This window comes from Acinetobacter sp. YH01005 (genome assembly GCF_013420465.1).
Classification (GTDB): Bacteria; Pseudomonadota; Gammaproteobacteria; order Pseudomonadales; family Moraxellaceae; genus Acinetobacter; species Acinetobacter amyesii.
On record NZ_VOYA01000003.1, the window covers coordinates 1 to 13030 of the forward strand.

The following is a 13030-nucleotide window of genomic DNA, read 5'->3' on the forward strand; positions in this document are numbered from 1 at the left end:
CAGCAGTCAAAAATCCTTAATTGCCCATGCACAAAGCAAGATCAGTCTATTTGCGGCACAAGAAGGTTTACGTGCGTATGCAGGCAAAGGCAAAGTTGAAATCCAAGCCCAAGGAGATGGGGCAGATCTGATTGCCCGAAAAGGTATTCAAATTATTTCCACGGAAGATAAAGTTGAAATCAAAGCGAGCAAAAAAATTGTTTTGGTTGCGGGTGGTAGTCAGATTGAGATTAGTAGTGCGGGTGTATTACCGACAACTAGCGGTAAGTTTGAAGTGAAGGCGGGGCAGCATAAGTTTGTGGGAGGGAACAAGATTCCCACTTTGAATGTAAATTTACCTGCACTGAAAATCAAAGAAAATTCAGTGAGCGAATGTCCTATAAGGTTAAAACAATCAAATTCAAATACCGAATATATATCTAATGCTGAGTCATCCACGGCGTTGAATGATTCAGCATTACATGGAAATAGTTGTTCATCTTTATTAAAACCAATTAGTATAGTTGATTATCTACCAGAAGCTCTTTCTGGGAAAATTGTAGATACGGATGAAAACGGAAATTTAATATCAATAGGTATAGAAAAAAATGAAACTTTAGAAGATGGTTATGTTGACTATTATGAAAATTCAAAGAGGTATAAAGTCAAATTTTATGATTATTCAGAGATAAGCCAACCATTTGATATTAAGTTTGATCCACTTAAAAACCTCTTAACAGTAACAACAAAGATATCTTTTAAAGGAAAAAAGCGTGTCTTAGTTGACAATAATAACCAGATAGTTACTAATAAAAGTGGTATAGAAGTAGAATTACCATATGATTCTAGCTTAGATTTGCAAAATTCCATGTTTTCTTTTGAGGATATAGAAATTCCATATAAAGATTGGTTTGACTTTAATAAAGCTAAATCTGAAATTGAGAAAATTTTAAATAAAAATAATTTTTATTTATATCCGAAAAACTGTGCTCAATCAAAATGTACGTGTAAAGTTCCAGTTTGGTTGGAAGTTGTAGAAGCACAAGATGGTCATGAGGTTAATATATACAAATTAAGTACACGTGCGGATTCAAGTAATTGGTCTATAAATGCTACAGCAGAATACGAAGCATCGAAAAAACAGGTAACTGATTACTATCAAATTTATGAATTTATTGAAAACTCAACTTCATTAACTGATTTTCAACAATATGACTTCGGATGTTGGAAATTTGAGCCAAGTTGGATGTCGAATAATATACATGCGCATGAATCTGGTCATTTATTTAATTGGCCAGATGAGTATTTTGCTTATGGGGGAGCAGTAAATCAAAGATATACTTTAGCTACAAGTAATCCACCATATCAAATAGATCTTAAGATTGCAGAGCCTGCAGATTTTTGGAAAAGAAATTCAAAAAATAATTTAATGGGTGAAGGAACTTTAATTAAAAATCCACAAATGCATGAATATTATCTGCATCAAATTCGAGATTGGTTTGAAAAAGAAACAGGGATTAATTGGGATGTTAAATCTTAAATTTATAATGGTTTCAATTTTATTTATGAGTACTGTATCAATGGCGAAAAATAATCAAGAGTTTTACACGAGTACATATCCAAATTATTGGGGTAATCCTCTTATAGAAAAATTTTGGGCTAATAATGGTAAAGAATTTTATTTGAAAAACTCTACAGTAGATAGAATAGGTAGTAAAAATAATAAAATAAACGGAGTCGGTTTGATTGTTAAAAGCTTAACCGAAAAAGAGGCTGAAGATTATGACAAATATGGAAAAAAAATTTTCTTGCTTAATAAAAAATATGATGTCAAAAGTAGTAAAGATAAGAAGCTAAATTTTAGATTTTTTGAAATTTCAGGTGAGAATACTGTTTCTTCAATACTTTTTAATTCAAAAGACAGTAATGGGCAGGAAGTTTTAAAATGGTTTAATGAAAAAAAAATAAATTTTATTAATTCCAGTGAAAGTAAAATGGAAATAGGATTTAAAATTATTACTAAAATAAAAAAAAGTGAATCTAATTATGTTTTAGAATTAATATTTGAGAATTTATCTGGGCAAGATATATTAATCACTGGGGTTAATGATTGGGAGGTGAGTAATGAAAATAGAAGAAGTAAAATAATATCAAATTTAGTGATTAGGGATGGTTTGAATGCATCTTTTAAATTTAGTTTGAATAAATATAATTTGATAGAGAAAAATGAGGATTTATTAAACAATCTAATATTACCTGGGAAAATGAAAAAAAGTATTCATTTCAAGTTAGATAAAAATGAAATGGATAAGCTAGAAGAATATCAAAAAATTATAGATGATGCAGAGCTAAAATATTATGTTGTTATGGATCTTAGAGTGCTATCGCCAAGTATTATTGCAGGTGATTTTCATTATTTAACTAGTTTGAATGAATTTATTTATTCTAAATGAATTGCATGTCGTATATTTGGTTTTTTCATATTTTTTGTGCAGGGGAATTGTATTTTTAATGTTTGAAGTAATAATTTTGTAGGCGGAATTTTATTCTGATTTTTTAATTATTTAAACTTTCTTGCAATGGTTTTTGTTGATATTGATTTTTTAATTTTATTTAGTGGGTTTGATTTTAAAAAAATTATGTATTTTATTTTTAATAAATAAATTGAGCTATGATGAATTTTGTTGGTGTTTTTAGATTGTTATTTATAGTGCTCATTAGCTCGCATGTATATGCTGATGACGAAAAAATAGCATATTTATACGAGAAAAATAAACAAGCGCTTTTTTTAGGGGGTGTAATAGGGGAGTTTTTCCATTTAATAGTACTGATTTTTCTAACATAAAAGATCTAACCTTAAAATATAAGTTGGAAAAAATTCATCGAAATTATGAAGAGCCTACATCGTTTAATTTTCTGATCGAAAATAAGGAAATTACAATGTACGGTGGAGGAGATGAAGTTGTAAGTAAGCTTTGTAATATGGAAAGTTCTAGAGAAATTAAAATTAATTATTATAAAATTGAAGGATCTAAAAGAATATATTACTATATAGATGAAATTTAAATTTTTATTTAGGCTTAGTGAGGTTATTTCTTTTAATTATTTATAAAATATATAAATCTAATGGGTATAAAATGACACATTGATAATTATTTAAAATAAACTAATTATGAAATTCATTTTTTATAGGAACTAGTTTTTTTGTAATAATATTTATTTAAAGAGTGTGATTGTATATTAAAAAATAAACCCGCACTAAGCGGGTTTATTTTTATCTCAAAGGAGATTACATGTTAGGGTAATTAGGACCACCGCCACCCTCAGGTGTTACCCAAGTAATGTTTTGAGACGGATCTTTGATGTCACAAGTTTTACAGTGTACACAGTTTGCCGCGTTTATTTGGAAACGCTTAGAACCATCATTCTCTTCCATAATTTCATAAACACCAGCAGGGCAGTAGCGCTGAGCAGGCTCATCCCATTTTGGTAAGTTCACATTTACTGGAATAGACGCATCTGTCAGTTTCAAGTGAGCAGGCTGGTTTTCTTCATGAACGGTATTCGATACGAATACTGAAGACAAACGGTCAAATGTTATTTTACCGTCTGGTTTTGGATAATTCGGTTTGAAGTTCGCAGCATCGACAGTTTTTAAAGCACTGAAGTCGGGCTGTAAGTCATGTAGTGTAAATGGCACTTTAAAGATGTTTTGATCAACAAAGTTGAACGCACCACCCATCCATTGACCAAACTTATGCATAGCAGGGCCGAAGTTACGAGAGTTATATAACTCTTCTTTCAACCAACTGTTGTTAAACTTGTCTGTGTACGCAGTTAACTCTTTTGTGAAGAAGTCTTCACCTTCAGTTACACGTGCAATGGCAAGGTCACCACCTTTTTCCACACCCGCAGCAATCGCTTCAAATACAGCTTCACCGCACAGCATGCCTGATTTCATGGCAGTGTGAGAGCCTTTGATTTTTGCAAAGTTTAGGAAACCTGCGTCATCACCAATTAAGCTACCACCTGGGAAAGTGAATTTAGGTAGAGAGTTGAAACCACCTTTTACAACCGCACGTGCGCCATAAGAAATACGTTTACCACCCTCAAGATATTGCTTGATCAGTGGATGTGTTTTCCAACGTTGCATTTCCATAAATGGATACATGTGTGGATTGGTATATGACAAGTCAACGATCATACCCAACGTCACTTGGTTGTTTTCAGCTTGGTATAACCACCAACCGCCTGAAGAACCTGTTTCACTTAAAGGCCAACCTGCACCGTGCATCACCAAACCTGGCTTGTGCTTAGCAGGATCGATTTCCCAAAGTTCTTTAATACCAATACCATAATGTTGCGGATCAGCATCTTTATCTAAGTTGAACTGAGCAATCAGACGTTTACCCAAGTGACCACGACAGCCTTCAGCAAATAATGTGTATTTGGCATGAAGTTCATAGCCAGGAGTAAAGTTATGCGTTGGTTCGCCATCTTTACCAATGCCCATGTCACCAGTCTGAATACCTTTCACAGTACCATCTTCGTGGTAAAGGATTTCAGACGCTGCAAAACCTGGGAAAATAGACACTTCTAATTCTTCAGCTTTAGCGCCCAACCAACGAACCACATTACCTAACGAAATAACATAGTTGCCATCGTTATGCATGGTTTTTGGCACCATCCAATGTGGTGCTTCTTGTGATTTTTCATCAGACAATAAGAAGAAGGTTTTATCTTCAGTCACAGGCACATTTAAAGGTGCACCTTGTTCTTTCCAATCTGGGAACAATTCATTCATTGCGCGAGGTTCAAGCACAGCACCTGATAGAATATGCGCACCCACTTCGGAGCCCTTTTCCACGACACAAACGGACAGATCGTTTAGGTTATTTTCAATTGCAAGTTGACGAATTTTAATCGCAGCAGATAGGCCGGCAGGACCTGCACCGACGATAACTACGTCAAACTCCATCGATTCACGTTCGATGTGTTCCATGTAGGACTCCTCATATTTCGGAAGGTGGCATCCATTCAATTCATTTAAATGGTGCTGCCATGAGTGTTCTTAATGCCCAGACACAATTTTTCTATCGTGTCTTTGATATTGTGGGCTAGTATAGTTTTAAACCGAGTTCTAGCCAATTGGCTGAATCATATTATTTTTCCGTCACTAAGGTATTTATTAGGCGGATGAAGCAGCAATTGAACGAAAACCCGACGAAAAAATTCATTAATAGGGATGATAGAAATTTAATGAACATTGCACAATACTTAAAAGATGGACAGTCCGGTCACAAAAGGTCAATCCCTCCATTAGATCAATGGCATCCAAAGCATTGTGGTGCAATGGATTTGAAGGTTTTAGCCAATGGAGAATGGTGGCACGATGGTCAATTGATCAAGCGGCAAGCACTCATTGATCTGTTCTCAACCGTGCTTTGGAAAGAAGATGGGAAATTCTATTTAAAAACCCCTGTGGAACAAATTGAAATACAGGTGGAAGATGAGCCTTTATTTGTCAATCAGGTGGATCACGTTGAGATTGACGCTAAAAACTATATTCAATTCACCACAACCACCCAAGACCTGATTATTGTTGATCAGGAACATCCGATTTTTATGCGTGAATATCAGGGTGAACTACGTCCTTATGTGCATGTTCGTTTTGGTATAAATGCCTTAATTCAACGTGCTGCATTTTTTCATTTAGTCGAGATGGGTGAGCTGCTTGAAAATGAGCAAGGGGAGTCCATTTTAGTGTTACAAAGTGGTGATTTGCACTTGCAATTAGGCACCTGAGGTTTAAGCTTTCCACCTTGTCATTCTGAATCTAAATTAAAGTGACCCTATGACCGCCATTCATCCCATTTACCCCTTAAATGTACCCATGCCAAAAGCGACTGCTGATGCGCCTATTGGGGTATTTGACTCAGGTATTGGTGGTTTGTCTGTTGCGTTGGAAATTGCACGTTATTTACCGAATGAACGGATTGTTTATTTTGCAGATACGGCACATGTCCCTTATGGCCCGCGTCAAGATCAGGACATCCGTGAACTGACTGCACATGCGATTGAGTGGTTATACCGTCAGGGGTGTAAAGTCGCGGTGGTGGCATGCAATACGGCATCGGCATTTAGTTTGGATTATTTGCGTGAACACTACGGTGAGAACTTTCCGATTATTGGATTAGTTCCTGCCTTAAAACCTGCTGTATTACAGACCAAAAGTAAAACAGTGGCTGTTCTTGCAACGCCTGCGACATTTCGTGGAAAGTTGATTAAAGATGTGATGCATCGTTTTGCTGAGCCGGCAGGGGTCAATGTTCTGACTGTTACCAGTTTGGAATTAGTACCCTTTGTAGAAGCAGGCGCGCAGATGAGTGAGGCTTGTCTTAACACATTAACTGAGGTTTTACAGCCAGTTGTAAATCAAGGTACAGATTTTTTAGTGCTTGGATGTACACATTACCCCTTCCTAAAATCGGCAATTCAGTATATTTTTGGTCAGAAGCTGACATTAATTGACTCAGGTTTTGCAGTTGCACGACAAACAGCCCGAATTTTGATTAAAAATGAGTTATTATTTGATCAGAAAAGAGAAAATTGTTTGCGTATTGAATGCTATGTCAGTGGCAATAATGCGGAAAATTTAAAACCGGTTGTGGCGCGCCTGATTCAAGATGATATTTCTTGGAACATTGCCAACATCGGACTTATAAGTTCAGAAGACTAAACCAGTCATTTTGGACAACGTTAAATGAAAAAATTAGTTTTTTATTGGGGTAGTCATGTCGCATTTTCCAGCTAAGATCAATTCGATGCTGAGTGCGTTATGCAGCGGGAGAGGATCACTAATGCTCGATAAGCGTTATCAAGTATTCATTTCCACATCTGGTAGCGAAATGCAGCCAGAACGGATTATTTTGGCTCAGACGCTTGTGGGAATGGGGTTTTTCTCATGGGGGCTAGAACAACGCACACCATTGAGCACTGCTTTTGCACGTCGTCAAATTGACGATTGTGACTATGTGATGATTTTATTGGGTAGTCAATACGGTGAGCAGTCTGTGTCTGGTGTGGGCTATATGCATCTTGAATACATCTATGCGGTGACCAAGCAAAAACCTGTCATTGTGTTTATGCATGATGATCCAGATTCACGTGATGATGCGTTACATGATGCTAAACCTGAACTTCGTGAAAAATTTAAAGAATTTAGAAAACTATTACAAAATGAAGTCGATCAAGTTTTTACCTATCGTAGTTTGCGTGATTTAGAAATGGCAGTTCGATTGAACATGCCACAAATGCTAGAACGCTATCCTGTTACAGGTTGGGTGCGTCCACAGAATACTCAAGCTTTACATGATGAAATTGATCGTTTAAAAGCCCAGTTAGTTCAACTCGAAACAGAGTCTGGAAAACGCGAAGTTGATCCGTTCTTATCTTTACCAAAAGTGTCGATGCATGAACTATTTTCATTTGAATACCGCATGCACGCTTATCAAGATGGTAATTTCAAAGAATTAAAAGTACAGAAGAAAATGACGTGGGCGCAGCTCTTGTCGATTTTAGGCGCAACCTTTGTTAATCCAACCCCTGAAGAATTCTTCTCTAAACGAATGAATGAGTTTTTGAATGAAACAGGTCTGGATGATGCACGTATTGAGATGCCACGTGCTCATGCGGTTGCGCGGGCACAAGTGAATATTCGTGCTTTACACAGCATTAAAAGCCAGATGCGGCAGAATGACTGGATTGTACCCAATGGCCGAGATGATCGTCAGCGGATGTTGTGGCAAGTGACCAGTAAAGGTCAAAAATTGTTAGAAAGTAATTTGCTTGATAATGATCGAGTTTTTCAATTTAAATCTGCATATTAATCTATTTTATTAAATGGATAAAAAGCTGTTACATTAGCGTCATTCAAATTGATGGAAAAAGCGTAATGTTGCCTGCCGAAAAAGCTAAAGTCACCATTATTCTCGCGAATCTAGGTACGCCTGATGCGCCAACTGTGCCCGCAGTGCGTCGTTTTCTGCAACAGTTTTTGTCGGATCAGCGGGTGATTGAAATCCCGAAACCGATTTGGCAAATCATTCTACGTTTGTTTATTTTGCCATTTCGCCCTAAACGTGTTGCACATGCTTATGAAATGGTTTGGGGTAATGATTCGCCCATGCGTGAAATTTTATTTGAGCAAGTTGCCGCAGTAAAACAGCATCTCACAGCAAAATATCCAGAATTTGAACTGAATGTGATTCCGGCCATGACTTATGGTAATCCAGGGATTTCTACCGCTTTAGCGCAATTGGCTGAGCAGCCTCAAGACCACATTCTATTATTTCCGTTGTTTCCACAGTATTCAGCAACATCTACGGCACCTTTATACGATGCCATTGCTAAATGGATTCCACAGCAGCGTAATTTGCCGGGTTTGACCATTATTCGTGACTACTATCAGCACCCGCTATTTATTCAAGCTTTAGCGCAAAGTGTGCGTGATTATCAAGCGGAGCATGGGGTCGCGGATAAGTTGCTGATGTCTTTTCATGGCATTCCACAGCCTTATGCTGATAAAGGGGATCCCTATGCAGATCGTTGCCGTGTGACGGGTCATTTGGTTGCAAAAGCCTTGGGTTTAACTGCTGAACAGTATGAGATTAGTTTCCAATCGCGCTTTGGTAAGCAAGAATGGGTGAAACCTTATACCGATGCCACTTTGGAAGCGTGGGGCAAACAAGGCGTGAAATCGGTACAGGTTATGAGCCCTGCATTTTCAGCGGATTGTTTGGAAACGCTAGAAGAGTTGGCGCTGCAAAATGCTGAAATTTTCCAAGCTGCAGGCGGTGGTGAATATGGTTATATTCCTGCATTAAACGCGCGGGATGATCATGTCGCATTGCTCAATTTATTACTTCAAGCTAATCTTGATGCCTTAAAGCAAACATTAGCCCATTCATCGCCTTGAGGTTTTCGCCCTATGTTGCAAGTTAAAATCGTGCCCGTTACGGCATTTCAACAAAACTGTTCCATTGTTTGGGACTCTGAGTCGAAAGAAGCGGTCTTGATTGATGCAGGGGGAGAGCCTGAAAAATTAAAAGCCGAAGTTGAAGCGCTCGGTTTAACGGTCAAAGCCTTGTGGTTAACGCATGGCCATTTAGACCATGCAGGTGCGGTTGGGGCATTAACCCAAGCTTGGAATGTTCCAGTGATTGGCCCGCATAAAGAAGATGCGTTTTGGTTGGACATGATTCAGGAGGTTTCTGCGAAATACGGTTTCCCGATCCCTGAAAATGTCCATGTGACCCAATGGTTGGAAGGCGGCGAAACCTTGAAGCTGGGTGCTGAAGAGTTTGAAGTTCGTTTTGCACCGGGGCATACACCGGGTCATGTCATGTTCTATAACGCAAAATATGCCGTGCTCTGGACGGGTGATGTGTTATTTAAAGGCTCGATAGGCCGGACAGATTTTCCACGTGGTAACCATCAACAATTACTCGACTCCATTCAGCGTGAATGTTTTAGCTTGCCGGATGACACGCAGTTTATTTCAGGGCATGGTCCAATGAGTACCATTGGTTATGAAAAACAACATAATCCTTTCGTTGCTGGTAAAGCGGGTTAAGCAACTAGATTGAGAAACTTAAATTAACAAAACAGGAATCCAAACGGATTCCTGTTTTATTTACCTAAATAATAGGGTTATGCACTTGAGTCCTTAGAATTGGTCTTCTTCACGGCCACCATCGGCCTGAGGTGCATCTTGTGTCGGCAGACGATATTCATCATTGGCCCATGCACCGAGATCAATCAATTTACAGCGATCTGAGCAAAACGGACGATACTCATTGTTTTCCCAAGTCGTCAATGCGCCGCAGCGTGGACAATTCATGGTGGTGGGCATGCTTAACTCCAGCAAAAACGGATGATTCAATTAGGCAAATACAGTCGCAGTTGTTAGACTTATGCCGTTCTGTTTAGTTTGATCTGTTTATGCCTATTCGTCAATTTCAAGCGCAACGTATGCGAGCTCCCCGTGATTTTCAGCCGATTGATTCCACGCCGATTTGTGTGGAAATTGGGGCTGGTAAAGGTAAACATGCATTATTGTTTTCAGCCAATCACCCTGAATTTCAATTGATTGCTGTTGAGCGGACACGTGAAAAATTTGTGGCAATGCAAAAGCAGCATCAACTTGAAGGGCAAAGCAATTTAGCTCCAATTCATGCTGATGCATTGCCTTGGGTAGTACATGCCTTACATCCTGCGCAAGTACAGCAATTCTTTATTTTGTATCCAAACCCTGAACCGCATAATCCTGCACAGCGCTGGTTAAATATGCCGTTTTTTGAATTTTTATTGTCGCGTTTGCAGCCGGGTGGTCAGATTACCTTGGCCAGTAATATTCCTGAATATATTGAGGAAGCGCAGCAGCAGTTAATCGATGTTTGGAAGCTACCTTTTGTCAAAGAACGCATTGCAGAGACTTCAGCACGTACACACTTTGAGATTAAATATCTAGAACGTGGTGAGTTGTGCCAACAATTATTGGTGACTAAACCCGCTGGCTATACCACACGTTTTGATGATTTTCAGCCGCTACAAGGCAAGCAACCCACCGAAGCATCTGCGGAATAATTGGGCATGACTCAGCGTATTGCAATCATTGGGGCAGGTCCTGCGGGATTGATGGCGGCGGAAGTGCTTAGCCAATTTGACTATGAGATTCATGTTTATGAGCAAAAACCATCGGCAGCCCGTAAATTTTTAATGGCTGGCAAGACGGGGCTGAATATTTCGCATGCAGAACCCGTTGAACAATTTGTGCAGCGCTATGATCAAGTGGAATGGCTGAGCCCATGGGTTAAGCAGTGGGATGCAGCATGGATTCAACAGTGGATGATGGGGCTGGGCATTGAAACCTATATTGGTTCATCTGGTCGGGTCTTTCCTATTGAAATGAAAGCTGCGCCTTTGCTGCGAGCCTGGTTAAAACGTCTCAGTCTAGACGGGGTGCAGTTTCATTATCGACATCAAGTTTTGGACTTACAGTCCAATCAGCTGACAATTCAAAACCTTGTTGATGGATCAAATCAAGCGCTTGGCTTTGATGCGATTATTATGGCGTGTGGGGCTGTGTCTTGGTCACGTTTAGGCAGTGATGGCGCATGGCAAAAATGGCTACAGCCTGAGAGCATTGAAGCTTTTCAGGCCAGTAATGCAGGCGTGGAACGTGTTTGGTCGAAGTTCATGCAGCCTGTGTTTGGACAGCCTTTAAAGCGAGTCAATGCATGGGTCGATCATGCAGAGCAAACCCAAGGCGATATCATCATTTCACACTATGGACTGGAAAGTGGATTGATCTACAAACAAGGTCGAGCACTGCGTCAACAGGTGAAATCTGCTCAGCCCATGCAGCTGACTTTGGACTTATTGCCAGATCAAAGTGTTGAGCAATTGGCAAAGAAACTACAGCCTTCGAAGAAGCAGTCTTTAACCAATGTTTGGCGTAAAGCCGGTTTAGATGCGGCGAAAGCTGCGCTGGTCCGTGAATTGGTAGATAAATCTTTATGGCATGAGCCAGCCTTACTTGCAGCGAAAATTAAACACTTAAATATTCAACTTGACGGATTTCGCCCGATAGATGAGGCGATTAGCTGCGCGGGTGGTGTGAAGCGTTCAGTCCTAAATGATGGCTTACAATTGCAGAGCAATCCTGCAGTATTTGTCTGCGGGGAAATGTTGGATTGGGATGCGCCTACTGGAGGCTATTTGCTGACAGCATGTCTTGCAACCGGTCGAGCAGCGGGTGAAGGGGTTCAAAACTATCTGGTTTCTTTGCAGAACTAAGCGCTTCAAATTGTCACAATCTTGCTGAGGAGTTGTGATATTTTGAGATGAAATTCTTCTAAGAAAGACCACTATGCGCGTACAAGAACAATATACCGGAAGCTGCTTGTGTGGAGCGGTTTGTTATGAGATCAATGGTCCGATTGGTGAGATCGTGCAATGTCATTGTTCTCGGTGCAGAAAAGCCAATGGTACGGCATTTGCGACCAATGCTCCAATAGCCAAAGCAGATTTCAAAATTGTGTCGGGTGAACAGGTATTGAAAAAGTTTAAATCTTCACCAACCACACAGCGTTGTTTTTGTGGGGAATGTGGTTCACCAATTATGAGTATTAAAGCCGATACTCCGGATTACTATCGCTTACGTATAGGCACTTTAGACACGCCTCTGACACAGAAACCGACCTGTCATATCTTTGTCGCATCCAAAGCTGAATGGGATGATATCGCAGGCGATTTACCACAATATGCTGAACGACCATAGCGCAAATTAAGATTGAGCAATCACCTCAAGGGCATGAATTTGCCCTTGAGGTTGAGTTTTAAGCTCGTGTCACCTTCTCATTCATCCATGTTGAATTTGGGTGAATAGATTGCAACAGGGTTGGAAGATTAAGGCTGTCGAGTTTTTTGTAGTTCAGGATATTGTTCCTGCCAATGTCCCAATTGTTCTTGTGCATGAATAAACTGACCGAGACCTTTGACACTATCACTAGGATTTTTTAACTCACCATCGGCTGCTTGATTTTTCTCACGATAAATTTGTGATTGATTGTCCCAGTACTGATACATCAAACCTTGAATGTAACGGCCTTGTTCAGTTTTCATTTCGAGTTCTTTGAGCATATTTAATGCCGATTGGATGTTGTCACGCTTACGCTGTGTAGAAAATTCATCGGTGAGTTTTCCTTCCTCACGCAGTTTCATCAGCTCATCTTCCATCTCATCGCTAATTTGACTAAAGCTCTCGTCATATTGCGTCAGAAGCGTTAAGTCGTGTAGATCATCTGGGGTCTTGGCAAAGTTTTTAATAGGATCACTACTCAGCTCTTTCATGATTTGATCGTCGGAACTGATTTCACTATTTTGTTCCACCGTTTTTGATGATTTTTCACATGCAGTGAGTCCTAAGACTGTACCCATGAGGAAGATGACACTGAGTTTTTTTAAAGAGATTGGCAAGAGCATAATC

13 protein-coding genes are annotated in these 13030 nt (G+C 39.4%); 10 read left to right on the forward strand and 3 right to left on the reverse strand.

All coding sequences use genetic code 11. The annotated features are described in order from the left end of the window. Positions 1-1519 (forward strand): DUF2345 domain-containing protein (locus FTT72_RS16365; protein WP_373686878.1); only part of this gene is annotated, 1519 nt, incomplete at its 5' end. A 40-nt stretch (positions 1520-1559) separates the two neighbouring features. Beyond that, positions 1560-2432: a hypothetical protein gene (locus FTT72_RS01550; RefSeq protein WP_180048794.1), complete on the forward strand. Its 873-nt coding sequence runs from the start codon at positions 1560-1562 to the stop codon at positions 2430-2432. 836 nt (positions 2433-3268) lie between these two features. Here FTT72_RS01550 and FTT72_RS01555 read toward each other — a convergent pair. After that, positions 3269-4981 carry an electron transfer flavoprotein-ubiquinone oxidoreductase gene (locus FTT72_RS01555; protein ID WP_180177750.1) on the reverse strand — a complete coding sequence of 571 codons (1713 nt, stop codon included), beginning with the start codon at positions 4979-4981 and terminating at the stop codon, positions 3269-3271. Between the two features lie 194 nt (positions 4982-5175). Between FTT72_RS01555 and FTT72_RS01560 the strand changes: the two genes are divergently transcribed. The 5 genes from FTT72_RS01560 (at position 5176) to FTT72_RS01580 (ending at position 9613) form a co-directional block, all read left to right on the forward strand. After that, a complete protein-coding gene (locus FTT72_RS01560) occupies positions 5176-5784 on the forward strand; it encodes a DUF1285 domain-containing protein (RefSeq protein ID WP_168377951.1) in 609 nt (202 codons plus the stop codon). Positions 5785-5833: 49 nt separating this feature from the next. Continuing rightward, positions 5834-6718 (forward strand): glutamate racemase, encoded by an 885-nt coding sequence (gene murI, locus FTT72_RS01565; protein ID WP_180177751.1) that lies wholly within the window; start codon positions 5834-5836, stop codon positions 6716-6718. A 121-nt stretch (positions 6719-6839) separates the two neighbouring features. Next, positions 6840-7868, forward strand: coding sequence for a DUF4062 domain-containing protein (locus FTT72_RS01570; protein ID WP_067764038.1), 1029 nt, complete (start codon positions 6840-6842; stop codon positions 7866-7868). A 65-nt stretch (positions 7869-7933) separates the two neighbouring features. Then, the gene (gene hemH, locus FTT72_RS01575) at positions 7934-8956 is read left to right on the forward strand and encodes a ferrochelatase (protein WP_180177752.1); all 1023 of its coding nucleotides are present in this window, start codon (positions 7934-7936) and stop codon (positions 8954-8956) included. A gap of 12 nt (positions 8957-8968) precedes the next feature. Continuing rightward, positions 8969-9613, forward strand: a complete 645-nt coding sequence (locus FTT72_RS01580) for an MBL fold metallo-hydrolase (protein ID WP_078189772.1) — start codon at positions 8969-8971, stop codon at positions 9611-9613. A 93-nt stretch (positions 9614-9706) separates the two neighbouring features. Here FTT72_RS01580 and FTT72_RS01585 read toward each other — a convergent pair whose 3' ends face one another. Then, positions 9707-9892: a DNA gyrase inhibitor YacG gene (locus tag FTT72_RS01585; protein ID WP_078189771.1), complete on the reverse strand. Its 186-nt coding sequence runs from the start codon at positions 9890-9892 to the stop codon at positions 9707-9709. 83 nt (positions 9893-9975) lie between these two features. Here FTT72_RS01585 and FTT72_RS01590 point away from each other — a divergent pair, with 83 nt between their 5' ends. The 3 genes from FTT72_RS01590 to FTT72_RS01600 all read left to right on the forward strand — a co-directional run bounded on the left by FTT72_RS01590 (position 9976) and on the right by FTT72_RS01600 (position 12322). Next, the gene (locus tag FTT72_RS01590; RefSeq protein WP_180002966.1) at positions 9976-10626 is read left to right on the forward strand and encodes an SAM-dependent methyltransferase; all 651 of its coding nucleotides are present in this window, start codon (positions 9976-9978) and stop codon (positions 10624-10626) included. Positions 10627-10632: 6 nt separating this feature from the next. After that, positions 10633-11838: a TIGR03862 family flavoprotein gene (locus tag FTT72_RS01595; protein ID WP_180177753.1), complete on the forward strand. Its 1206-nt coding sequence runs from the start codon at positions 10633-10635 to the stop codon at positions 11836-11838. Between the two features lie 73 nt (positions 11839-11911). Beyond that, complete coding sequence (locus FTT72_RS01600; RefSeq protein ID WP_180105936.1) at positions 11912-12322, forward strand: GFA family protein; 411 nt, start codon at positions 11912-11914, stop codon at positions 12320-12322. A 128-nt stretch (positions 12323-12450) separates the two neighbouring features. Here the strand turns inward: FTT72_RS01600 and FTT72_RS01605 are convergent, their stop codons facing one another. Continuing rightward, positions 12451-13026 carry a hypothetical protein gene (locus tag FTT72_RS01605; RefSeq protein WP_180105937.1) on the reverse strand — a complete coding sequence of 192 codons (576 nt, stop codon included), beginning with the start codon at positions 13024-13026 and terminating at the stop codon, positions 12451-12453. Between the last annotated feature and the right edge of the window lie 4 nt (positions 13027-13030).

Bases quoted from the DNA above. Each gene is read 5' to 3' on its own strand.
- FTT72_RS01570 (WP_067764038.1), top strand. From the start codon at position 6,840: ATGCTCGATAAGCGTTATCAAGTATTCATTTCCACATCTGGTAGCGAA.
- FTT72_RS01585 (WP_078189771.1), bottom strand. From the start codon at position 9,892: ATGCCCACCACCATGAATTGTCCACGCTGCGGCGCATTGACGACTTGG.
- FTT72_RS01560 (WP_168377951.1), top strand. From the start codon at position 5,176: ATGAAGCAGCAATTGAACGAAAACCCGACGAAAAAATTCATTAATAGG.
- FTT72_RS01550 (WP_180048794.1), top strand. From the start codon at position 1,560: ATGGCGAAAAATAATCAAGAGTTTTACACGAGTACATATCCAAATTAT.
- FTT72_RS01580 (WP_078189772.1), top strand. From the start codon at position 8,969: ATGTTGCAAGTTAAAATCGTGCCCGTTACGGCATTTCAACAAAACTGT.
- FTT72_RS01555 (WP_180177750.1), bottom strand. From the start codon at position 4,981: ATGGAACACATCGAACGTGAATCGATGGAGTTTGACGTAGTTATCGTC.
- FTT72_RS01600 (WP_180105936.1), top strand. From the start codon at position 11,912: ATGCGCGTACAAGAACAATATACCGGAAGCTGCTTGTGTGGAGCGGTT.
- FTT72_RS01605 (WP_180105937.1), bottom strand. From the start codon at position 13,026: ATGCTCTTGCCAATCTCTTTAAAAAAACTCAGTGTCATCTTCCTCATG.
- murI (WP_180177751.1), top strand. From the start codon at position 5,834: ATGACCGCCATTCATCCCATTTACCCCTTAAATGTACCCATGCCAAAA.
- FTT72_RS01595 (WP_180177753.1), top strand. From the start codon at position 10,633: ATGACTCAGCGTATTGCAATCATTGGGGCAGGTCCTGCGGGATTGATG.
- hemH (WP_180177752.1), top strand. From the start codon at position 7,934: ATGTTGCCTGCCGAAAAAGCTAAAGTCACCATTATTCTCGCGAATCTA.